Source organism: Phenylobacterium sp., assembly GCF_025351295.1.
Taxonomy (GTDB): Bacteria; Pseudomonadota; Alphaproteobacteria; order Caulobacterales; family Caulobacteraceae; genus Phenylobacterium.
In genome coordinates, this window is the sequence record NZ_JANXWD010000164.1 from 1 (window position 1) to 21597 (window position 21597).

Consider the following 21597-nt stretch of genomic DNA (forward strand, 5'->3'; position numbering starts at 1 on the left):
CCTCAATGGAATCGCCACGGCGATTGACGAACGGGAAGGGGTCGAGTTCGCCGACTTCAAAAACCGTCTCGATCAACCCGATTGCGATTCGACGCGCCGCGTCGCTCGTTGACTTCTCCGCCGGCTTCACGTTTGTGCCAGCCGGCCGATGTAACAGAGCATCTCCTGTCCTGTAAACACGTTGCAGCGAAGACAGCAGCAGATCGGACCGGGAATTCTCGTGCCGGCAACAAGGGACGTCGGGCGAATTGCCCGGCGACCGCTCCGGCTTACGGATCGCAAACGGCGCATACAAGTTTGAGTTGTGTCTGTCCGATGAATTCACACGCTTTACTTGTTGAACGTTGGTTTTTGACACCTGTGACGTGACGTCGCGGTAGCCAGATATATTCTGCCGCTGGCGGAGCGTTGTTCGTCATTTGCGTTGACGGCTTGCCGCGTCTGCTTCAGCTTCCCCTTTCGAAGCGCAGCCAATAGCGCTCACCAAAAAGAGACTGCGGGGAGGCAGTTACATGAAGTTCAAACATAGCCTTTTGGCGACCAGCGCCGTGCTGGCCGCCGCAATCAGCGCATCTTCCGCCCATGCCGCGGCCAGCGCGGCGGCGTCGAACAACACCATCGAAGAGCTCGTGGTCACCGCCGAAAAGCGGGAACAGAGCCTGCAGGACGTGCCGGTGGCCGTCTCGGCCTTCACCTCGGAGAAGCGGGACCTGGTCGGGATCAACACCGTCCAGGACATGACCAACTTCACGCCGGGCCTGCAGTACTCCACGCAGACCGACCGCATTTCGCTGCGCGGTGTCGGACGCCTGAACAACTCCCACGCCGCCGACAGCTCGGTGGCCGTGTACTCCGACGGCATCTACACCACCTCGACGGTCCAGGCCGGCGAGACGCCGATCTTCATCGACCGGCTTGAGGTGCTGCGCGGCCCACAGGGCACGCTGTACGGCCGCAACTCCATCGGCGGCGCGATCAACGTGGTCTCCCGCAAGCCGACCGAGCAGTTCTACGCCGAGGTCCGCGGCACCTACGCCAACTACGATCGCCGCCTGCTCGAGGCCGCGGTCTCCGGGCCGATCACCAACTGGCTGCAATTCCGCCTCGCCGGCAACTGGGAGAAGCAGACCGACGGCTGGTTCAAGAACATCAACGCCAAAGGCGGGCCCGACGAAGGCGGCATCATCGACCAGACCTTCCTCGAGGGTCAGTTGGCCGGCCAGTTCGGCGAGCACATCGAAGCGTTCCTCAAAGTCAGCCTGATCCATTGGGACAACGGCGGCGGCGGACCGGGCTCGCGCTCCAGCTATTCGCCCGCGCCGTACAACCTGGCCCAGCAGTCGCAGAGCAACAACCTGGTCCCCAACGCGGGCTTCGCCTACAGCGGCCTGGCGACCAACGTGGTCAACAACGGTTGTAGCGGGGTCAACCCCGGCTCGCTCGACGAACGCAAGATCTGCGTCGACACCCCCGGGACGGTGCACCTGTCCAACACCATCGTGGTGGCCGCCAACCTCGTCTATCACGCGCACGGTTTCGACGTGAAATACATCACCGGCGGGACCAAGTATCACTACTTCCTGACCGGCGATCAGGACGGCACCGGGGTCACGTCGTACTCGACCTGCTATACCCTGTCGGCCGCGGCCCGTCCGGCGTGCCTGGCCGGCACGACCGCGCCGATCAACTATCCCAGCAAGTACGCCTTCGACTACCAGGAGAAGGAACAGTGGTATAGCCACGAGATCAACATCGTCTCGACCGGCGACGCGCCGTTCCAATACCTGGTCGGCGCCTACCTCTATCACGAAACCTACAGCCAGCCGGTCTTCACCATGCTGGAGAACGAAGCCCGCCTCGGCGGCTTCGTGGTCAACGCCGCCACCGGCGGCGCCGCGCCCAGCGATCCGCTGCGCCACATCTACGACGACCGCCCGCACCTGAACCTGCTGTCGAAGGCAATCTTCGGGCAGATCGACTGGGCGTTCATGCCGAAGTGGAAGACCACCCTGGGCATCCGCTACGGCGAGGACCACAAGCACGGCTTCGAAAGCACCCGGATCATCTTCGCCCCGGGCACGCTGAACGCCACCCTGCCGATCGACGTCACGCCGGTGATCGGGCTGGCCGGCGGCAAGGGCGTCGTCTCGACGGTGTACAATTCGGCGACCGGCTTCAAGACCCGCTTCTACGATGACAAGTGGAAGGCGGTCACCGGCACGGCCGGCCTGCAGTTCAACCCGACCGAAGAGACCATGTTCTATGCCAAGTACAGCCGCGGCTATAAGGCCGGCGGCTTCCGGATCGGCATCGACACCTCGCTCGGCGCGGACCCGCGGACCGAGAAGGAGACGCTCAACTCCTACGAGTTCGGCCTGAAGACGACGATCAACCACAACCTGCAGATCGACGGCGATATCTTCTACTACGATTACAAGAACGCCCAGGTGCCGCTGTCGCAACCCTCGGCCACGGCCGGCGGCACGGCCAACTCGGTGCTGTTCAACGTGCCCAAGGCCCGTTCGATGGGCCTGGAGGTCGAGACGATCTGGCAGCCGATCGACAACCTGCAGATCCTGGCGAACTACTCCTATCTGGACGCCGAGGTCCGCAAGGGTCTCGCGGTGGACGGGGCTGACTCCTGCGCCCAGGCGACGGGGGCCCGGCGTACGGTCGCCACGGCCGTCGCGGACGCCTTCTGCGGCGGGCCGCAGTACCTGCAGGACCTGAAGGGCAACAGCCTGCCGAACTCGGCCAAGCACCGGGTGACGCTGAACGGCAACTATACCTGGCGCTTCGATCCGGGCAGCGTGACCGCCTCGGCCACCTATATCTGGCGCGGTCCGCAGTACGGCAGCATCTTCGACCGGTCCTACTACAAGGCCCCGTCGTTCGATCAGGTCGACGCGCGCCTGACCTTCAAGGCCAAGGGCGACAAGTTCACGGCGATCGCCTTCGCCAAGAACATCTTCGACACCAAGGGCTACGCGAACGGCACCCTCGCCAGCCGCCGCGCCGGCACGACCCCGACCCAGGCCGCCCTGACCGGCGTGTTCGGCCAGAGCTCGGCCTACGAACTGAACCCGCCGCGCACCTACGGCGTGGAACTGCAATACCGCTTCTAGCCAGCGGCCAGACCAACGAGGGGGCGCTCCGCCGCGAGGCGGGGCGCCCTTTTCGTTGGGTGAAGGGTCATTGGGTGGCGTATTCGACGCCCTCGATCCGAGCTGTCCAGGCGGCCTCGAACGTGGGCGTCCAGTCGACGCCCAACAGCTCGCGGCAGGTCTCCAGGACGATCCAGAAGAAGCGGTCGAAGACCTCGTTCGGTGTGCCGAACCCGTCGTGGTTGACCCGCTCGGCCCGGACCAGGTTCGCCTGATACGGCCCACCGGGGTCCATCAGGCAGTCGAAGACCATGGTCAGCATCTCGGCGCGGATGGCGCCGGAGACATCGCGGCAGAAGCGCGCCTCGGTTTCCGGGAACTCGGCGAACAGCCGGGCATAGATCTGCGGGGCCGGATCGCCGGCGCGCTCGACGACCAGCTCCAGGGACCGCGCAATCGGATCGACCGGCTCGACGCTCAACTGGAACCTGCGCTCCCCGGCTCCTGGCCGCAGCCTAAAGCGCGCCCTCGATCGCCGCGACGAGGCCGGCGTCGTTGGGCTCGGTGCGCGGGCCGAAGGCCTGCAGGGCCTCGCCGTGCTTGCCGATCAGGATCTTGTGGAAGTTCCAGACCGGGACGGCCGGCTCGCCCAGCTCGGCGGCGGCCCACTTGTAGAACGGGTGCGCGCCGGCGTCCTTCACATCGACCTTGGCGGTCATCGGGAAATCGATGCCGAAGGTGGTGCTGCAGAAGGTCTGGATCTCGGCCTCGGTCCCCGGCTCCTGGCCCATGAACTGGTTGCAGGGCACGCCCAGCACCACCAGGCCCTGGTCCTTGTACTGCGAGTAGAGCTGCTCCAGCCCGTTGTACTGCGGGGTCAGGCCGCACTTGGACGCGGTGTTCACCACCAGCACGACCTTGTCCTCGAAGGTGGTCAGCGGCAGGGGCTGGCCGTCGATGGAATCGAACCCGAAGTCGTAGGCGCTGGACATGGAAGACCTCCCTGGATGTGGCCGCTGCACGCTAGAGCCTTTCTGGCTCAAGTGGAATCACCTGAACCGTCGGGGGAGGTCGCGTGGCAGGGCTGGGATCGACCCGCCGTTGATCGGCAGACCGTCTCAGTCCTGCTCGGCGGCCCGGCCGAGGCGCTGCAGCAGGTGGAAGACGGCGACCACCACGAAGCCGATGCCGGCCAGCCCCGCGAGCCAGGCGACGATCATCGGGGTCAGCACGCCGCCGGCCGGCGCCGAGCGCGCGTTCAGGCCCCAGAAGATGCCGAAGCCGAAGAAGGCCAGGCCAAACAGCGCCAGCGCCAGGTCCCACGCCACCGAGGCCTCGCGCCTGGCCGGTGGCGGGCGATTGCGGGCGGGGATGAATTCGGACGGCGCGATCTCCACCTCGACGTGCGGCGCCGGCGGGTCGTCCTGCCGCTCGCGCATCGGGGCCTGGGGGATCTCCAGCCCGGCGTCGGCCTGGGTCGCGGGTTCGACAGCGGCCGGTTCCGGCGCAGCCTGCACTGGCTGGGGCTCGGCTTCAGGTTCCACCTCGGCCACTGGATCCGGCTCCGGGTCGGGCCAATCCCTGGGCCAGTCCTCGGGCGGGCGCAGGTCGACGTTCGGGGCGAACGCCTCGGGCTCGATTTCCGCCGGCGTCGGCTCCGGCGCGGCTTCTGGCTCCACGCCGGGGTCGGCGAACAGCGACTCGAGCCGCCCGGCCACGGCCTCCGCCGCCGCGGTCACGGCCGGGACGGGGTCCGGAACCCGCTCCGGCCGAGGTTCGTCGTCAGGGAAGGCTTCGCGCCGTGCCGTGACCCGATCGCCCTCCATGGAGGCGCGCACCTCGACCGGGCGGCGCATGGGCACCAGGTCCAGGGCGTCCAGGTCGATCAGCGGGCGCAGCAGCGGTGACGGCGCGGCCACCCAGACGCCGTCGTCGGGGGTCAGGAACAGCGCCTTCTCGGCCGCGCGGCGGCGCACCAGGGCGTCGACCACGATGCGCTCGCCCTCGAACTCAGCCTTGCGCCACAGCTCCATGGCGCAGGCCGCCTGCACCGCGGCCCCGGCGTTCAGGCGCTTGAGCACCTGGCTGCGGCGGAAATTGTCCAGGCCGACGTTGAAGGCGAAGCTGCACAGCGCGTCGAACTGGTTCTGGCTGAGCGGGGCGAAAGTCTGCTCGTTGATCGCGTGCTGCACGGCGATCAGGTCGTAGACCAGCAGGGCCTCGGCGTCGGTCTGGCAGACCTCGGCGCCTTCGCGGGCGGTCAGCGTATGCCCATAGCCGATCGTCCAGCGGCCATCCGGCAGCTGGGCGGCGTGTCGGCGGTGACCCTCGAACCGTTCGATCAGTTCGATGGCCACCCGGGAAACGCGGTGGCGCGACAGCATGGCCCCGATTTGTCCCAAAACGGCACGGGCGAAAGACGCCCGGTCAGGCCCGGCGCAAACCTAGCGCCAGTTACAGCAGGATGAGGGCAGCGATACCCAAAAGTGCAAGGAATCCGAAGAAGTCGGTCATGAAAGTCACAACGACGGATGATGAAACCGCGGGGTCCCGGCCCAGCCGGTCCAGCACGATGGGGGCGACGATGCCGCCCAGCGCGGCCACGAACAGGTTGGCCACCACCGCCAGCCCGACGCAGAGCGACAGCCGGATGTCGTGCCACCACAGGAAGGTGCCGATCCCCAGCATCAGGCCCACCGCCGTGCCGTTGAACAGCCCGACGGTCAGCTCCCGGCCGACGATGCGCATGGCGTTGTGGGCGTTCAGCTCCTTGCTGGCGATGGCGCGCACCGCCACCGTCAGCGCCTGGGTGCCGGCGTTGCCGCCCAAGGACGAAACGATGGGCATCAGGATGGCCAGCGCCACCAGCTTGGCGATCTCGGCCTGGAAGGCGCCGATCACCGTCACCGCCAGGGCCTCGGTCAGCAGGTTGATCAGCAGCCACGGCAGGCGCGAGCGGATGATCCCGACGATGTCGGCGTCGCGGCCGGCGTCGGACACCCCGGCCAGGGCCAGGATGTCTTCCTCGCTCTCGTCCTGGATGACGCCGACGATGTCGTCGACGGTGATCTGGCCCACCAGCCGCCCGCCGGGATCGACCACCGGGGCGGAGATCAGGTGGTACTTGTCGAAGATGTAGGCGACCTCTTCCTGGTCCAGGTCGACGGTGATCTCGTTCACCGGCTCCATGATCTGAGCCAGCGGAGTCTGGCGGCCCACCCGCAGGAGCTGGCTGACCGGCACGGCGCCGACCGGCTTGTAGCTGGGGTCGACCACATAGATGTCGAAGAACAGCTCGGGCAGGTCGTCGGCTTCCTTGCGGAAGTGGTCGATGGCCTGGCCGACGGTCCAGAACTGCGGCGCGGCGACGAACTCGCGCTGCATGAGCCGGCCGGCGGTCTCCTCCCCATAGGCGAGGGTGGTCTCGATGGCCGCCCGCTCCTGCTCGGGCATGGCGGCCATGACCTCGGCGCGCTTGTCGTCCTCCAGGTCGTCGACGACGTCGGCGGCATCGTCGGAATCCATCTCGCCGATGGCCTTGGCGAGCGTCGCGGAGGGCACGTGCTCCAGCACGTCCTCGCGGATCTCGCTGTCCAGTTCGGAGAGAATCTCGGCCAGGGTTTCCGGGTCGAGGTGGGGGATCAGCTCCTCGCGGTCGCCGGCCGACAGGAAGCCCATCAGGTCGGCCACATCGGCGGGATGCAGAGCGCTCAGCAGCTCGCGCAGCCGCTCGGTGTCGCCCCGGTCCAGGGCGTCGGCGACGTCGGAGACGAACTCCGGGTTCAGCGCATAGTCGTCGTCGAGGGCGAGGTCTTCGAGGTCTTCGTCCACTTCGAGCACATCGGTGAGGTCGTCCGTTTCGCGGCTCATGCGGACCTCCCTCGATTATGTGCCGACGGCTTTGCTCAATCCTGAAGAGATCGGCGACCGCCAATCGCTCATGATTCTCACCAAGGATAGTCGATTCGTCGCCTCGAGACCGATTCAACCCGAGCGACGAGAGATTCGGATCACATCGGCCAAAGCCGCTTGCGAGCGAAAGCGTGGCCCGAACCGGATTTCAGGTACGTCTCGAAGGACTCTGCCTGAGTTCGCTCTGAAAACGCGACATAGGTGACAACCTTCCACGGCCAATACTTCGACGTGTGGGGAGATTTGCCGCCGTTGTGATCGACCAGCCGAGCCTGGAGGTCCGACGTGACGCCAACGTAGCGCTTGGACGGGCTCCCAAGGCTCTCAAGGAAGCAGACGTAGTGCAGTTGGGTCTCCCGGCGAACGCCCTGCTACGCCAAGGCTTCGCAGGGCATCCTGCCTCGCCACGATATTCTGAACCTGGTCCTGCGAAGCCCGAAGGGCGAAGCAGGATGGTGCGGTCGAGAAGACTCGAACTTCCACGGGTTGCCCCACAGCGACCTCAACGCTGCGCGTCTACCAATTCCGCCACGACCGCGCGTGGTGAGGCGGGGCAGTTAGCAAACCCCGCCGGCTTTGGGAAGGGTAGGCTCAGGTCCCGCCGGCCATGTAGTCGTAAACATTGGCTTCGCGGGTCACGGTGATGGCGATGCGCTCGTCGTTGATCTGGATTTCGCCGCGGGCGACGGGGTGGTTGTTGGCCAGGATCCAGACCTCTTCGTTCACCGTGGTGTCCAGCGGGATGACGGCGCCGCGGCCCATGCGCAGCAGTTGCTGCATGGGCAGGGTGGCGCGCCCGAGCACCACCTGGATTTCAACATTGACGGCCTTGACCTGGCTCACGAAGGAAACCCCGAGGGTACGCCCAAAAGTGCCTTGGGGGGCTTTGCATGTCGCACGCCCGAGCCCCACATTTGCATCCACATGTTTGACCGCCCGTTAAACCCCGAGACCGGAGCGCTGTTCGGCCGCACCGACGCCCAGGCGGCCGGCTGGGCCGTGTCGCGCCAGCCCGTGGCCTACGCCGCCGCAGTCGCTGCGATGGAGGCCCGCGCCGCCGCCATCGCCGAGGGCCGGGCGGGCGAACTGGTCTGGCTGCTGGAGCATCCGCCGCTCTATACGGCCGGGGTGTCGGCCAAGCCGGGCGACCTGATCGACCCCGATCGCTTCCCGGTGTTCCAGAGCGGGCGCGGCGGCCAGTTCACCTATCACGGGCCCGGCCAGCGGGTGGCCTATGTGATGCTGGACCTGACGGCGCGGGGGCGTGACGTGCGCGCCTTCGTCGCGGCCCTGGAGGCCTGGGTGATCGGGGCGCTGGGCCGCTTCAATGTGCGCGGCGAGTTGCGCCAAGGCCGGGTTGGCGTCTGGGTCGAGCGCCGCGCGCCGGGCGCGGCGCCCACCGAGGACAAGATCGCCGCCATCGGCGTGAAGCTGCGCCGCTGGGTCTCGTTCCACGGGATCTCGCTGAACGTCGAGCCCGACCTCTCCCACTTCAGCGGCATCGTGCCCTGCGGAGTCACCGAGCATGGCGTGACCAGCCTGGTCGACCTGGGCCTGCCGGTCACGATGGACGAGGCCGACGCGGCGCTGCGAGCGAGTTTCGCCGAGGTGTTCGGTGCGGTGGAGGACGAGGCCTCTCCTCTCCCCCGCGAAGCGGCTACGGCATTCACACATCGCTGAACTCGGTGGATTTGATCGGCGCCTGCCGAGGGTATCGTCCTTCGCCCCTTGCGGGAGAAGGTGGCAGGCGAAGCCTGACGGATGAGGGGCCGCGCCGGCCTCGCGGCTTCCGGGGCGGGTCAGCGCCGCGCGTTTCAACCACGGACCCACACGGACCCACACGGACGGGCTGTTCGGGTGGTGTCAGAGACCTGCGAACTGGGAAAAGCGGCCGGGCGTCGCCGCCCACGGAACCCGTCCGTGTGGGTCCGTGTGGGTCCGTGGTTCAAATGGAAACCGCCTGCGGCGCCCGCCGCCGCCGATGGCGGATCGCGACCCCTCATCCGACCACCTGCGGCGGCCACCTTCTCCCGCAAGGGGAGAAGGGTTCACGGTAAGCTTTGGCGAGATGTGTGAATCCTGTCGCCGCGAAGCGAGAGGGAAAGGGTAGGGAGAGGGTCGGCGCGTGCAGGGGGATCCGCCGGGTGGTCCAGCCATGACCATCTACGTCACCGCCGCAGGTCGTCGCGGAACCCTCCGTAAGCCCCGATGGGTCCAGCCAGCCCTCTCCCTACCCTCTCCCTCCCCCACTCCGAGCTGCGGTCGGGGGGATAGGACAAGGTCACGCGAACTCGATCAGGACCTCGTCCGCCGCGACGCTGTCGCCCGACTTGGCGTTGATCGCCTTGACGGTGCCGTCGCGTTCGGCGCGCAGGATGTTCTGCATCTTCATCGCCTCCAGCACGGCCACCACCTCGCCGGTCTTCACCGCCTGGCCGGTCGTCACATCGATGGAGACCACCAGCCCCGGCATCGGCGACAGCACGACCTTGGAGGTGTCGGCGGCCTTCTTCGGCGGCAGCTTCTCGTGCAGCTCGGCCGAGCGCGGCGACAGCACCAGGACGCGCAGGGTCGCGGCCCGGTGGCGGATGACGAAGCCCTCGGCCGCCGGCTTCACCGCGACGGTGAAATCAACCCCGTCCAGGGCGCCGCGGAACACCGGCTGGCCGGGCCGCCAGCGGATATTCTCCAGCCTGAGCTTGCGGCCGTCGGCCAGGATCGTCAGGCCGCCGTCCACCGCCGTGGCGCTCATGGTCAGCGTCTTCAGGCCGGAGATGACGGTCCAGTCGGTGCGCAGCTGGTCCGGGGCGGCGCGGGCCAGCAGGGTGCGGTGCATGGCCAGCGCCACGGTGCTCATCAGGTCGCGCTGCCGGTCGGTGGGCGGCAGGCCCTGGAAGCCGTCGGGGAACTGGTCCTTGATGTAATTTGTCGACAGCTTGCCCGACCGGAACAGCTTCTGGTCCATCACCGCGGCCAGGAACGGGATGTTCTGGCCCAGGCCCTCAATGTGGAAGTCCTCCAGCGCGCGGCCCATGGCGTCGATGGCGATGTCGCGAGTCTTGCCCCAGGTCGACAGCTTGGAGATCATCGGGTCGTAGAACATCGAGATCTCATCACCCTCGCGGACGCCGGCGTCGTTGCGCACGATCACGCCGTCGGCCTCGCCCTCGGCGGGCGGCGCATAGCGCACGAGGCGGCCGATCGAGGGCAGGAAGCCGCGGTAGGGGTCCTCGGCGTAGATCCGGCTCTCCATCGCCCAGCCGTTGATCTTCAGATCCTTCTGGCCGAACGGCAGCTTCTCGCCATAGGCCGAGCGGATCATCTGCTCCACCAGGTCGATCCCGGTGATCAGTTCCGTCACCGGATGCTCAACCTGCAGGCGGGTGTTCATCTCCAGGAAGAAGAAGCTGCGGTCCTGGCCGGCCACGAACTCCACGGTGCCGGCGCTGTCGTACTGGACGGCCCTGGCGAGCGCGATCGCCTGGTCGCCCATCGCCTTGCGGGTCTTGTCGTCCAGCAGGGGGCTGGGCGCCTCCTCGATGACTTTCTGGTTGCGCCGCTGGATCGAGCATTCGCGTTCGAACAGGTGGACGACGTTGCCGTGCTTGTCGCCCAGCACCTGGATCTCGATGTGCCGCGGGCTCTCGATGAACTTCTCGATGAAGATGCGGTCGTCGCCGAAGCTGGCCTTGGCTTCCGCCTTCACGGCCGGGAAGCCCTCCTCGACGTCCTTGCGGTTCCAGGCGATGCGGATGCCCTTGCCGCCGCCGCCGGCCGAGGCCTTCAGCATGACCGGATAGCCGACCTCCTCGGAGATCTTGATGGCGTGCGCCGTGTCGTCGATCTCCCCGACGTGGCCGGGCACCACCGAAATCCCGGCCTTGGTGGCGAACTTCTTGCTTTCGATCTTGTCGCCCATCGCCTCGATGGCGTGGGGGTTGGGCCCGATGAAGACGATGCCCTCGGCGGCCAGCCGCCGCGCGAACGCCGCGCTCTCCGACAGGAAGCCGAACCCAGGGTGGACCGCCTCGGCGCCGGTCAGGCGCACGGCCTCGACGATCTTGTCGGCCAGCAGATAGCTCTGGGCGGCGGGCGGCGGGCCGATGAAGACGCTCTCGTCGGCCACCTCGACCGCCATCGAGTCGGCGTCGGCTTCCGAGTAGACCACCACGGTCTTGATGCCCATCCGGCGGCAGGTCTTGATGATCCGGACGGCGATTTCGCCCCGGTTGGCGATCAGGATCTTCGAGAACATTCCGGGTCCTATTGGGCCAGCTGCCACACGGCGCCGGACCGGCGGCCATCAAAGATGTTCATTCCGCATGGCCTCCCATCTTTCGCCGCGCCGGGCGGGACCTTAGATTGGCGTCCATGAGCACGCCAGAAGTCTCCCCCTCGGGTTTTTCCCTCTCGCCCCCTAACGCTGAGGAACGCAAGGCCCTGGGGGCCAGCCTCAGTCGGGCGGAGGCCGATGTCCTGTTGCATCACGGCACCGAGGCGCCGTTCTGCGGCGGCCTGCTGGATCAGAAGGACACCGGCGTCTACTGCTGCCGCCTGTGCGCCCTGCCGCTGTTCCTGCACAAGACCAAGTTCGAGAGCGGCACCGGCTGGCCCTCGTTCTGGGCGCCGATCGACGAGGCCCACGTCACGGCGGTGCGCGACGTCTCCTACGGCATGGTCCGCATCGAGACCCTCTGCGCCCGCTGCGGCAGCCACCAGGGCCACGTCTTCCCCGACGGCCCGCCGCCCACCCGGCTGCGCTACTGCATCAACTCGGTGTCGCTGGAGTTCGTCGCCGCCGGGCAGCCGCTGCGCGATCCCCTCAAACGCGGCGACAACGCCCACCTGACGGTGGCGTAGACCATCCAAGGTTGCTCCCCCGTTGGGGGAGCTGTCGGCGAATGCCGACTGAGGGGGTACGCTCAGACCTCTCCGCCGCACCCTCTATGATGCGGAGAGTGTGCAGCGGCGCCGTCCGGGAGGACCCCCTCCGGCGCCCGCCGGGTCGCTTTGCGACCCGGCGCCTCCCTCGCTTCGCGAGTTACCCCCAAAGGGGTGGATTGCGCCATCTCCCCCAACGGGGGAGGAATGGCAGTCAGCTCCTCCGTGTCGTCGTGTGGGTGGCGTTGGCGCTGGTCTCCATCGCCGCATCGCCCTCTGTGCGGGCCTGGGCGCCATAGGCGGAACCCGCGGCCTTGATCCGCAGGTTGTTCTGTACGTGGCGGACGCCGGAGACGTCCTCGACGATGTGTTCGGCGTGGTGCTTGGCGTGACGGTTTTCCACCAGGCCTGACAGCGTCACCTCGCCGCCCGAGACCGCGACCTCGATGTCGCGGGCGTCCAGATGGTGGTCGTCGGTGAGGCGCTGGTGGGCGTCGTCGCTGATCCGCTCGTCGGAACGCTCGTAGCCCTTCGGCCCCAGACCGCGCGCGCCGCGGTGCCCCTCATGTCGCTGCGTGTCGCCGTCCTCGCTGGCGACATTGCTGAACCAGTTGGACACCCGCTGGCCGGTGCGGCGGACGAACTCGCCGGCCTCGCGGGCCCGGTCCTCGAACGGCTCGTGGCCCTCGGCCCGACCCGCGTCGCCGTAGCCGCGATCATAGCCATCGCCGCCGGTTCCGCCGGCGGCCGGACGCCGCATCTCGCGCGCCCAGCGCTCGTCAGCCTCGCGCGACCCGAACCGGTGGCCCTCGCCATAGCCGCCGCCGTATCGCTCGTCCTCGCGCGGGAAGCGGGGGTTGGCGCGATAGCCGGTCTCGTTGTCGTGCTGGCGCATGGCCGGCGAGACGCCCTGGTAATGACGGTCCTGCCAGTCCGCGGTTCCGCGGCTGCCAATCGTGGCCTCGCCGCGCGGCCGGTTGTAGCCCACGCCGCTGTCCCGCTCGCCGAACACCCGGTCGGCGCGCTCGAAGGATCGGTCCTCGCCGCCCGGCCACCGGTCGCCCGGCCCGCGCCCATGGCCCCGCGCCTGCCACTCGCGCTCGTCGCTCCACCGACCGGACATGCTCGTTCTCCTTGGTTCTGTTCTGCGGGCGGGACGAACCCGCCTTGCGAGCAGAACGAAGGGCCGACGAGGGTTGTTCCGAAGACCTACAGCGGAATGTTGTCGTGCTTCTTCCAGGGGTTCGTCAGGGTCTTGCCCTTGAGGTTCCGCAGCGCGTTGACGATCCGTTTGCGGGTCGAGTGCGGCATGATCACGTCATCGATATAGCCGCGCGACGCGGCCACGAACGGGTTGGCGAAGCGGGCCTTGTACTCGGCCTCGCGGGCCGCGATGGCCTCGGGGTCGCCGATCTCGGCGCGGAAGATGATCTCCACGGCGCCCTTCGAGCCCATGACCGCGATCTCGGCCGACGGCCAGGCGTAGTTGATGTCGCCGCGGATGTGCTTGGAGCTCATCACGTCATAGGCGCCGCCATAGGCCTTGCGGGTGATCACCGTGATCTTCGGGACCGTGGCCTCGGCGAAGGCGAACAGCAGCTTGGCGCCATGGCGGATCAGGCCGCCCTGCTCCTGTTTGGTGCCCGGCATGAAGCCAGGGACGTCCACGAAGGTCAGGATCGGGATCTCGAAGCAGTCGCAGAAGCGGACGAACCGCGCGCCCTTGCAGCTGCTATCGATGTCCAGCACCCCGGCCAGGGTCTGCGGCTGGTTGGCGACGATGCCCACCGGCTGGCCGTCTATGCGGGCGAAGCCGACGACGATGTTCTTGGCGAAGTCCGGGCTGATCTCGAAGAAGTCGGCCTCGTCCACCACCTTCAGGATCAGCTCCTTCATGTCGTAAGGCTTGTTGGGGTTGGCCGGGACCAGGGTGTCCAGGCTCATCTCCTGGCGCGCCGGCGCGTCGAAGCTCTCGCGGACCGGGGGCTTCTCGCGGTTGCTGAGCGGCAGGAAGTCGACCAGGCGGCGGACCTGGGTCAGGGCTTCCAGGTCGTTCTCGAAGGCGCCGTCGGCGACACCCGACTTCAGCGCATGGACGCGGTAGCCGCCCAGGTCCTCGTGACTGACGTCCTCATGGGTGACTGTTTTCACCACATCGGGGCCGGTCACATACATGTATGAAGTGTCCTTCACCATGAAGATGAAGTCGGTGATGGCCGGGGAATAGACGTCGCCGCCGGCGCAGGGGCCCATGATGACGCTGATCTGCGGGATGACGCCGCTGGCCAGGGTGTTCTCCAGGAAAATGTCGGCATAGCCGGCCAGCGCGGCCACGCCCTCCTGAATCCGCGCCCCGCCGGCATCGAACAGGCCGATCACCGGCGCGCCGACCTTCATCGCCTGGCGCTGGACCTTGAGGATCTTCTCGGCATGGGCGCTGGAAAGCGAGCCGCCGAACACCGTGAAATCCTTGGAGAAGACGAACACCACCCGGCCGTTGATCCGGCCCCAGCCGGTAATCACGCCATCGCCGGGGATGCGCTGCTCGGCCATGCCGAACTCGACAACCCGATGCTCGACGAACATGTCGAACTCCTCGAACGAGCCCTCGTCCAGCAGCAGGTCGACGCGTTCGCGGGCGGTCAGCTTGCCCTTGGCGTGCTGGGCGGCGATGCGGCGTTCGCCACCGCCCATCCGCGCCTCTTCGCGCCGCTTCTCGAGTTCTGCCAGGATATGCTTCACGCGGCCCGCCCTTCACGTCACAGAGGCCAAGGCGTAGTCGCGCCGTGCGGCCTAGGCAAGGTCACGCCGGGTGAGGCGGGGGAGACAGACGCATGCTGGTGGTGACGGGGTCGGTGACGGCCAGGCCGGAGACCTTCGAAGCCCTGCTGGAGGCGGCGCTGGAGCATGTGCGACGCTCGCGCCTGGAGCCCGGTTGCCTGAGCCACAGCGTCCACATCGACTGCGAGGACCCGATGCGGCTGTTCTTCTACGAGGAGTGGGAGGATCGGGCTGCGTTGGATGTGCATTTCGCCGTGCCGGAGTCGCTGGCCTACATGAAGGTCGCGCGAGAGCTGGCGGCGTCCGGCACGCGTGTACGCATCCTCCCGGTGGCTGAACGGAAGCACGACGGTTGATCTCCAGTCTTCCCCCGCCTGCGGGGGGAAATGTCGCCAAGGCCCGAAGGGCGGGCGACAATGGGGGAAATCCGAAAGCGCTCCCCCGTCGGCGACTCGCCCCTATGGGGCCTCGCGCCGCTTTCCCCCGCAAGCGGGGGAAGCAGAGGGACTTAGGTCCTCCTCAGTCCGGCAAACCACCGCTCCAGCATCCGTGCCTCCCCGCGCAGGCGACCGGTGCGCTCGGCGGCCTCGGCGTCAATGCCCCATTGTTCTTCCTGGAACGCCTCGTCGATGCGGGAGAGGTCGAAGGCCGCCGCCCCGGCCAGCCAGCCCCGGCGGACCGCGATGGCCAGGACCGCGGAGCCGAACAGCGGCACGCCGAAGGCCAGGCCCGCCAGGCCGAAGTCGTCGTGGGACAGGGCGATCTCGCGGACCTTGGCCAGGGTCCCAGCCGGCTGGTCGCGGTGGAGAATGCCGGCGCAGCGCTCGAAGCGCAGGCCCAGCTCGGTTTCCGCGCGGGCCAGCAGCGGCTCCCAGGCGGCTTCCTGGCGAGCCCGCAGCACTGCAGGCGTCTCGGCGAAGTAGCAGACGAGGTCGGCGCCGGCGTACTCCACGATCTGGTCGGCGACGCCGTCGCGGCTGGCGCCGATGGTCTCGATGGCGGTGTTGGCCAGGCGCGTGGCGTGCATGCTCGCCATCTCGATCACCGCGACCTGGGCGTCCCACTCGGCGGCGATCTGTTCGGCCACAGCGCGGGTGGGCAGCACCAGGGCGTGGCCCTTGGGCGTGCGCAGGGTGCGGCCGTCCAGCAGGATGCCGAAGCCGCCGTCCGCCTCGGTGACGCTCACCTGCTTGTAGAACCGCCGCGGCTTTTCGGTCGGTTCGTGGAAGCCCTTGCGCAAGTCCAACCTGTCCTCCCGACGGAACCCGCCGACTCCGCCGTGGAATGGGGATAAATCGGCGTATCCGCAAGGGAGCAAGGCGTGGTCGCGAGCCAAAGAGAGCTGGACGGCGCCATCGCGGTCACCCGCTTCGGGCTGGGCGCCAAGGCCGGCGAGATTGCCGCGGCGTCGAAGGACCCCCGCGGTTCCCTCAGGGCGCAGATCCGGCGCGAGGGCGCCGACACCTTCGCCACCGGCGGCGAGACCTCGACCCAGCGGCTGGCCGAGTTCCGCGACTATCGCCGGCAGCGCGAAATGGCCAAGCGCGACGGCGAGGGCAAGGGCGGCGAGGGCAAGGGCAGGGACGGCCAGGCCAAGGCGGGGGAGACGGCCGACGCCGCCGACCCGGTGAAGATGGCCCAGCAGTTCATCCGCCAGAACGCGGCCGGCGACGTCATGGCCCGCACCCAGCTGGCGACGACGACCGACGCCGGGTTCCGCGAGCGCTGGGCGCTGTTCTGGGCCAACCACTTCACGGTCTCGGCCAGCAAGGTCCAGGTGGCGACCCTGGTGGGGCCGTTCGAGAACGAGGCGATCCGCCCCAACGTGTTCGGCCGCTTCGCCGACCTGGTGGGCGCGGCCGAGACCCATCCGGCGATGCTGCTCTACCTGGACCAGGCGCAGTCGGTGGGCCCGAACAGCCGGGCGGCGGAGTATCTCAAGCGCGGCGACGGCCGGCGCGGTGCTGCCTTTGGCGGCCCGGGCGTAGCCGATCCGCAGCCCCGCCGCACGCCCGGCCTCAACGAGAACCTGGCCCGCGAGATCATGGAGTTGCATACGGTCGGCATCGACGGCGGTTACAGCCAGGCCGATGTGACCGAGTTCGCCCGGGCGCTGACCGGCCTCTCCATCTCCGGTCCGCGCGACCCCGTGCAGGACCAGGTGGTGTTCCGCGACACCACCCACGAGCCTGGCGCGCGCACCGTCATGGGCGTGCGCTACGCCCCCGGCGACAAGAGCCAGGCCAACGCCATCCTCACCGACCTGGCCGGCAAGCCCGCCACCGCCAAGTTCGTCTGCACGAAGATCGCCCGGCATTTCGTCGCCGACGACCCGCCGCCGGGCCTGGTGGCCAGGCTGCAGAAGACCTGGATGGCCAGCGGCGGCGACCTGGGCCGGGTGGCCGAGACCCTGATCGACGCGCCCGAGGCCTGGTCGCCGCAGCCGGTGAAGTTCAAGACCCCCTACGAGTTCGTGGTCTCCAGCTATCGCGCGGTCGGCGAGACCCCGCGCGGGCCGGGCCAGGTGAACCAGGCGCTGAACGCCCTGGGCCAGCGCCCGTTCAGCGCGCCCTCGCCCAAGGGCTGGCCGGACGAGGCCGGGCCCTGGGCCGCCTCCGACGCCATCGTCAAGCGGATGCAGTTCGCCCAGGCCCTCGCCGCCACGGTCGGACCCAACGTGCAGGACCCGATGCAGCTGGCCGACGCCACCCTGGGCGCCCGCCTGTCGCCCGCCGCCGCCCTGGCCATCGGCCGCGCCGAGTCGCGCGGCGAGGCCGTGGCCCTTCTCCTGATGACGCCGGAGTTCCAGCGCCGATGAACGCTCTCTCACCCTCTCGCCGAGTTTTCGGCCGCGGCGCCCTCGCCGGCCTCTCCGTCACCCTCCTGGCGCGGATGTCCGCGGCGGCGGTTCCGGCGAACCGGAAGTTCGTGGTGATAATCTGCCGCGGCGGGATGGACGGCCTGTCGGTCGCCCCGCCGGTCGGCGACAGCGACTACCACGACCTGCGCGGCGGCCTGGCGCTGGGCGACGACGCCCTGAAGTTGGACGGGACGTTCGCCCTCAACCCGGCGCTGACCAGCGTCCACGCCCTGGCCCAGGCCGGCGAGGCGCGCATCGCGCCCGCCGTCGCCACCCCCGACCGCGCCCGCTCACATTTCGAGGCCCAGGACGTGCTGGAGACCGGCGCGGCCGGCGTCTACGCCACCACCTCGGGCTGGTTGAACCGCACGGTCAAGGCGATGTCGGCGGCCGGCAAGGTCGAGGCGATCTCGGTCGGCCCCACCGCGCCGCTGATCCTGCGCGGCCCGGCCCCCGCCGGATCTTGGTCGCCCGGCCGCTCGGTGGACGCCGAGGCGCGGCTGCCGACCCTGCTGCAGGACCTCTACAAGGACGACGCCCTGCTGGGCCCGGCGCTGGCGCGGGGCCTGCAGACCGAGACCATGGCCAGGGCCACCGGGGCCGACGCGACGGCCGGCGGCATGGCCGGCCTGCGCCCCGCCGCCGCCCAGGGCCGCGACGTGGCCCGCGCCATGGGCCTGTCGCTGGCCGACTTCCTGAAGGCGCCGGGCGGGCCGCAACTGGCCGCGGTATCGCTGGACGGCTTCGACACCCACGCCAACCAGGCCGGCCTGCTGGGCCAGCGCCTGACCAACCTCGACGCCCTGGTCGACGGCCTGCACACCGGCCTGGGGCCGGCGTGGAAGAACACCGTGGTCCTCGCGGTCACCGAGTTCGGCCGCACCGCGCGCGCCAACGGCACCGGCGGCACCGACCACGGCACGGCGTCTACGGCGCTGATCCTGGGCGGCGGGCTCAAGAGCGGCGGCATCGTCGGCGACTGGCCGACCCTCAGGCGCCAGGCCCTGTTCGAGGACCGCGACGTCTATCCGGCGCTGGACATGCGTGGCCTGTCCAAGGGCCTGCTCATCGACCACATGGGCGTCGACCGCCGCGCCCTGGACACCCTGGTGTTCCCCGACAGCGGCGCGGTGAAGCCGCTGTTGGGGGTTGTGTAGCTAGACCGGGACCGCGTCGAAGGCGATCGTCAGGCGTTTCTCGTCGGTCTCGAACGGTACGGTGCCGTGCCACATGTAGGACGGGAACAGCACCAGGCGGCCGGGCTTGGGCCGGACGAAATGCTCGGCGGCCATCGGCGGCTGGGTCTTGAACGGCGGCTGGCCCAGGCGAAGCCAGCCCTGCCGCTCGGCGGTGTCCAGGGCGGTCTCCGGCGTCTCCACATAGAAGGCCGACGACAGCCAACCCTCGGCGTGGAAGTGATCCTTGTGGAAGCCGCCCGGGCGCAGCCGCACCGACCAGGCGCCCTCCACCCGATAGCCGCCGGTGTTTCGCGAGCGTAGCGGATCGGCGCCCTGCCCCATGGCCGCCAGGTGCTGGCGCATCGGAAGCTCGATGGCCTTGAAGAAGGCCCGGATCGCCCGGTCGCCGGAGCCGGTCAGGCGGTAGGTGGTCTGGGTGCCGTGCCGCAGCGACTGGGCCGCCGGGTGCTCGCTGAAGCGGTGCAGGCCGTTCAGGGCGATGGCCAGGTCCGCGAGGTAGGCCTCGAGCGTTGGCCAGCCGTTGGGCGTCGCGATGTCGTAGGCGCCGACCATGGCCTCGTAGTCGTACAGCTGGCCATAAAGCGGGTCGCCCAGCGCCCGCGCCGCCATCGCCGCCCAGCCCAGCAGCGATTGGTCGTGCGGCAAGATCTCCAGCCCGGCCCGGGCCTTGGCCAGCGCCAGGTCCGCCTTGCCCTGCGCCAGGTAGACGATGGCCAGCTGGTTCATCACCGTCGGGCCGCGCGGGAACAGCTTCTCCGCCCCCAGCGCCAGGCGCTCGGCCTCGTCCAGGCGATCGCGCTCCAGGGCCGCCTGGGCGGCGGCCATCAGCACGGCCGGCTCGTCGGGCAGGCGCTCGGCGGCCATGGCCAGCAGGTCGGCGCCCTTGTCGGCCTGGCCGGCGGTCTCGAACAGCTTGGCCTTGGCCAGCAGCAGCGGCGCGGGCGGCCCGCCGGCGTGAGCGGAGCGGTCCAGCACGGCCTGGGCGGCCGCCAGATCGCCGTCGCGCATCCAGACCAGGTCGGCGTATTCGATCGCCGTCTCGACCCGGTTGGCGGCGCGGCGCATGACCTGCTCGTAAGCCTGCTGGGCGCCGGTCAGGTCGCCGGTGGCGGTGCGCGCGCGGGCCATGACGCCCCAGCTCAGCGCCCCGTCCAGGCCCATCGCCATGCCGCGCTCCATGGCGGCCACCGACTCGGCGCTGCGGCCCATGTCGCCCAGAGTGGCGGCCAGATTGTGCCAGCCGACGGCGCTGGAGGGAAAGCGCATCACCGCCCGCTGGTCGAACGCCAGGGCGTGTTCGCGCCGGCCCAGGGCCTTCAGCACGGTGGAATGCACGGCCAGGGCATGGTGGGTCGGCTCCGCGGTCTCCGCGAGCGGCGCGGTGATCGCCAGCGCCTCGTCCAGGCGGCCGGCTTCCAGCAGGGCCGTGGCGCGGTCTAAGGGGTCGGTGGTCAAGGGCGCCTCTTGAAGGGTTCGGGATCCGCCTCGTGCTGGTCGAAGCCGAAGCGTTCGAAGCCCGCGCGGAGCTCCGGGCTGATGGGCGCCTCCAGGACCAGCGTGCCCCGCGACGGATGCGGCAGGACCAGCCGCCGCGCGTGCAGCTGCAGCTTCAGGCCTTCGGACAGGCTGACGGAGGCCTCGGTGTTGTACTTCGGATCGCCCAGGATCGGGTGGCCGATGGCCAGCATGTGGGCCCGCAGCTGATGCGTGCGCCCGGTGTGCGGCCACAGCGCCATCCAGGCGGCGCGCGGTCCGGCGCGGGCGATGGTCTTGAACTGCGTCTCGGCGGTCTCCGCGCGGGGATCGTCCAGGTCGGTGGGGACCACCATCTCGCGGTCGCCGACCCCCTTCTTGGCCAGCGGCAGCTCGATCAGGCCCTCGCCCGGCTTGGGGAAACCGAAGACGATCGCCCAGTAGATCTTTTGCGCCGTCCGCCTGGCGAAGGCGCCCGCCAGCTTGGCGGCCGCGCCGGGGGTCTTGCCCAGCACCAGAACGCCGGAGGTGTCGCGGTCCAGGCGGTGCACCAGCCGCGGCCTCTCCAGCCCCTCGCCCCAGGCCGAGAGCAGGCGGTCGACGTGCTTCAGGGTCTTGGTGCCGCCCTGCACCGCCAGGCCCGACGGCTTGTTCATCGCCAGGACCTCCTCGTCCTCATAGATCACCAGCGACTTCGCGAAGGCCGCCTCGCGCGGGTCGATCTCGCCCTTCTCCCGGGCCGGCGGCGCCTCCGGCAGCGGCGGCACCCGCACCTGGGCCCCCGCCGTCAGGCGGGTGTCCGGCTTGGCCCGGGCGCCATCCACGCGGATCTGGCCGGAACGGGTCAGCTTCTGGATCTGGATGTGGTTCAGGTGCGGCCAGCGGCGCTTGAACCAGCGGTCCAGGCGCACGCCCTCCTCGCCCTTGTCGACATAGAGGGTGCGAACCTCCCTCACGCCAGCCACCGGCGCATCAGCCACAGCCCCGCGAACAGCGCCGTCACCGACAGCACCACCGATCCCAGGCTGTAGGCGGCCGCCGAGGCCCATTCGCGGCGCTGGATCATCAGCACGACCTCCAGCGAATAGGACGAAAACGTCGTGAAGCCGCCCAGCACGCCCACGCCCAGCAGGAGGCGCCATCTCTCCTCGTCCGCCCCGCCGCGGAACGCCAGTACGCCGGCCAGCACCCCCATCAGCAGGCCGCCGATGACGTTCGCCGCCAGGGTCCCATAGGGCCAGCCGGTCCCGAGCGCGCGCATCGCCTGGGCGCCGAGCAGATAGCGCAGGACCGCGCCCGTCGCCCCGCCCATCGCCACGAAAAGGAGATTCTGCATCGCGCGTCTTATGCGACGGCAAGACTTCCTTTGCCAACGTCAGCGCATGTC

General features: G+C 69.1%; 19 protein-coding genes and 1 tRNA gene. 6 read left to right on the forward strand and 14 right to left on the reverse strand.

Features of this window, described 5'->3' with window-relative positions; translation table 11 throughout:
• Positions 1–512: 512 nt before the first annotated feature.
• On the forward strand, positions 513–3125 hold the full coding sequence (locus tag Q0R13_RS21755; RefSeq protein WP_293907928.1) for a TonB-dependent receptor: 2613 nt from the start codon (positions 513–515) through the stop codon (positions 3123–3125).
• Positions 3126–3192: 67 nt separating this feature from the next.
• Here the strand turns inward: Q0R13_RS21755 and Q0R13_RS21760 are convergent, their stop codons facing one another.
• The 7 genes from Q0R13_RS21760 to Q0R13_RS21785 form a co-directional block, all read right to left on the reverse strand.
• Entirely contained in the window at positions 3193–3585 is a 393-nt protein-coding gene (locus tag Q0R13_RS21760) for a globin (protein WP_293907930.1), read from the reverse strand.
• A gap of 34 nt (positions 3586–3619) precedes the next feature.
• A complete protein-coding gene (locus Q0R13_RS21765) occupies positions 3620–4096 on the reverse strand; it encodes a glutathione peroxidase (protein WP_293907932.1) in 477 nt (158 codons plus the stop codon).
• A gap of 126 nt (positions 4097–4222) precedes the next feature.
• Entirely contained in the window at positions 4223–5488 is a 1266-nt protein-coding gene (locus tag Q0R13_RS21770) for a glycoside hydrolase family protein (RefSeq protein ID WP_293907934.1), read from the reverse strand.
• 70 nt (positions 5489–5558) lie between these two features.
• A complete protein-coding gene (gene mgtE / locus Q0R13_RS21775) occupies positions 5559–6974 on the reverse strand; it encodes a magnesium transporter (RefSeq protein ID WP_293907936.1) in 1416 nt (471 codons plus the stop codon).
• 140 nt (positions 6975–7114) lie between these two features.
• On the reverse strand, positions 7115–7363 hold the full coding sequence (locus tag Q0R13_RS22685; protein WP_366853440.1) for a GIY-YIG nuclease family protein: 249 nt from the start codon (positions 7361–7363) through the stop codon (positions 7115–7117).
• Positions 7364–7469: 106 nt separating this feature from the next.
• Positions 7470–7554 (reverse strand) — tRNA-Leu (locus Q0R13_RS21780).
• 53 nt (positions 7555–7607) lie between these two features.
• The gene (locus tag Q0R13_RS21785; RefSeq protein ID WP_293907938.1) at positions 7608–7859 is read right to left on the reverse strand and encodes a FliM/FliN family flagellar motor switch protein; all 252 of its coding nucleotides are present in this window, start codon (positions 7857–7859) and stop codon (positions 7608–7610) included.
• Positions 7860–7940: 81 nt separating this feature from the next.
• Between Q0R13_RS21785 and lipB the strand changes: the two genes are divergently transcribed.
• On the forward strand, positions 7941–8696 hold the full coding sequence (gene lipB / locus Q0R13_RS21790) for a lipoyl(octanoyl) transferase LipB (protein ID WP_293907940.1): 756 nt from the start codon (positions 7941–7943) through the stop codon (positions 8694–8696).
• A 601-nt stretch (positions 8697–9297) separates the two neighbouring features.
• Here lipB and Q0R13_RS21795 read toward each other — a convergent pair.
• Entirely contained in the window at positions 9298–11271 is a 1974-nt protein-coding gene (locus Q0R13_RS21795) for an acetyl/propionyl/methylcrotonyl-CoA carboxylase subunit alpha (protein WP_293907942.1), read from the reverse strand.
• A 116-nt stretch (positions 11272–11387) separates the two neighbouring features.
• On the opposite strand from Q0R13_RS21795, the gene msrB reads away from it, so the two are divergent.
• Positions 11388–11876 carry a peptide-methionine (R)-S-oxide reductase MsrB gene (gene msrB, locus Q0R13_RS21800; protein WP_293907944.1) on the forward strand — a complete coding sequence of 163 codons (489 nt, stop codon included), beginning with the start codon at positions 11388–11390 and terminating at the stop codon, positions 11874–11876.
• Between the two features lie 235 nt (positions 11877–12111).
• On the opposite strand, the gene Q0R13_RS21805 is transcribed toward msrB, so the two are convergent.
• Together Q0R13_RS21805 and Q0R13_RS21810 are read right to left on the reverse strand one after the other, a co-directional pair.
• The gene (locus Q0R13_RS21805) at positions 12112–13020 is read right to left on the reverse strand and encodes a BON domain-containing protein (RefSeq protein WP_293907946.1); all 909 of its coding nucleotides are present in this window, start codon (positions 13018–13020) and stop codon (positions 12112–12114) included.
• A gap of 86 nt (positions 13021–13106) precedes the next feature.
• Positions 13107–14639, reverse strand: coding sequence for an acyl-CoA carboxylase subunit beta (locus tag Q0R13_RS21810; RefSeq protein ID WP_293907948.1), 1533 nt, complete (start codon positions 14637–14639; stop codon positions 13107–13109).
• Positions 14640–14731: 92 nt separating this feature from the next.
• Here Q0R13_RS21810 and Q0R13_RS21815 point away from each other — a divergent pair, with 92 nt between their 5' ends.
• Positions 14732–15034, forward strand: a complete 303-nt coding sequence (locus tag Q0R13_RS21815) for a putative quinol monooxygenase (protein WP_293907950.1) — start codon at positions 14732–14734, stop codon at positions 15032–15034.
• A 152-nt stretch (positions 15035–15186) separates the two neighbouring features.
• Here Q0R13_RS21815 and Q0R13_RS21820 read toward each other — a convergent pair whose 3' ends face one another.
• A complete protein-coding gene (locus Q0R13_RS21820; protein ID WP_366853426.1) occupies positions 15187–15924 on the reverse strand; it encodes an ATP12 family protein in 738 nt (245 codons plus the stop codon).
• 75 nt (positions 15925–15999) lie between these two features.
• On the opposite strand from Q0R13_RS21820, the gene Q0R13_RS21825 reads away from it, so the two are divergent.
• On the forward strand, positions 16000–17496 hold the full coding sequence (locus tag Q0R13_RS21825; protein ID WP_293907952.1) for a DUF1800 family protein: 1497 nt from the start codon (positions 16000–16002) through the stop codon (positions 17494–17496).
• Positions 17493–18695 (forward strand): DUF1501 domain-containing protein, encoded by a 1203-nt coding sequence (locus Q0R13_RS21830; protein WP_293907954.1) that lies wholly within the window; start codon positions 17493–17495, stop codon positions 18693–18695. The genes Q0R13_RS21825 and Q0R13_RS21830 overlap by 4 nt, the downstream gene beginning before the upstream one ends.
• Here the strand turns inward: Q0R13_RS21830 and Q0R13_RS21835 are convergent, their stop codons facing one another.
• From Q0R13_RS21835 to crcB, 3 genes are read right to left on the reverse strand one after another with little or no spacing between them, the layout of a single operon-like run.
• Positions 18696–20192: a putative 2OG-Fe(II) oxygenase gene (locus Q0R13_RS21835; RefSeq protein ID WP_293907957.1), complete on the reverse strand. Its 1497-nt coding sequence runs from the start codon at positions 20190–20192 to the stop codon at positions 18696–18698.
• Positions 20189–21166 (reverse strand): RluA family pseudouridine synthase, encoded by a 978-nt coding sequence (locus Q0R13_RS21840; protein WP_293908051.1) that lies wholly within the window; start codon positions 21164–21166, stop codon positions 20189–20191. Before Q0R13_RS21840 ends, Q0R13_RS21835 begins: the two co-directional genes overlap by 4 nt.
• Complete coding sequence (gene crcB, locus Q0R13_RS21845) at positions 21163–21546, reverse strand: fluoride efflux transporter CrcB (RefSeq protein ID WP_293907959.1); 384 nt, start codon at positions 21544–21546, stop codon at positions 21163–21165. Before crcB ends, Q0R13_RS21840 begins: the two co-directional genes overlap by 4 nt.
• Between the last annotated feature and the right edge of the window lie 51 nt (positions 21547–21597).

Excerpts from the sequence above, each read along its gene's own strand:
- Q0R13_RS21765 (WP_293907932.1), bottom strand. The coding sequence starts at position 4,096 with ATGTCCAGCGCCTACGACTTCGGGTTCGATTCCATCGACGGCCAGCCC.
- Q0R13_RS21815 (WP_293907950.1), top strand. The coding sequence starts at position 14,732 with ATGCTGGTGGTGACGGGGTCGGTGACGGCCAGGCCGGAGACCTTCGAA.
- Q0R13_RS21830 (WP_293907954.1), top strand. The coding sequence starts at position 17,493 with ATGAACGCTCTCTCACCCTCTCGCCGAGTTTTCGGCCGCGGCGCCCTC.
- mgtE (WP_293907936.1), bottom strand. The coding sequence starts at position 6,974 with ATGAGCCGCGAAACGGACGACCTCACCGATGTGCTCGAAGTGGACGAA.
- Q0R13_RS21755 (WP_293907928.1), top strand. The coding sequence starts at position 513 with ATGAAGTTCAAACATAGCCTTTTGGCGACCAGCGCCGTGCTGGCCGCC.
- Q0R13_RS21805 (WP_293907946.1), bottom strand. The coding sequence starts at position 13,020 with ATGTCCGGTCGGTGGAGCGACGAGCGCGAGTGGCAGGCGCGGGGCCAT.
- Q0R13_RS21770 (WP_293907934.1), bottom strand. The coding sequence starts at position 5,488 with ATGCTGTCGCGCCACCGCGTTTCCCGGGTGGCCATCGAACTGATCGAA.
- Q0R13_RS21795 (WP_293907942.1), bottom strand. The coding sequence starts at position 11,271 with ATGTTCTCGAAGATCCTGATCGCCAACCGGGGCGAAATCGCCGTCCGG.
- crcB (WP_293907959.1), bottom strand. The coding sequence starts at position 21,546 with ATGCAGAATCTCCTTTTCGTGGCGATGGGCGGGGCGACGGGCGCGGTC.
- msrB (WP_293907944.1), top strand. The coding sequence starts at position 11,388 with ATGAGCACGCCAGAAGTCTCCCCCTCGGGTTTTTCCCTCTCGCCCCCT.
- lipB (WP_293907940.1), top strand. The coding sequence starts at position 7,941 with ATGTTTGACCGCCCGTTAAACCCCGAGACCGGAGCGCTGTTCGGCCGC.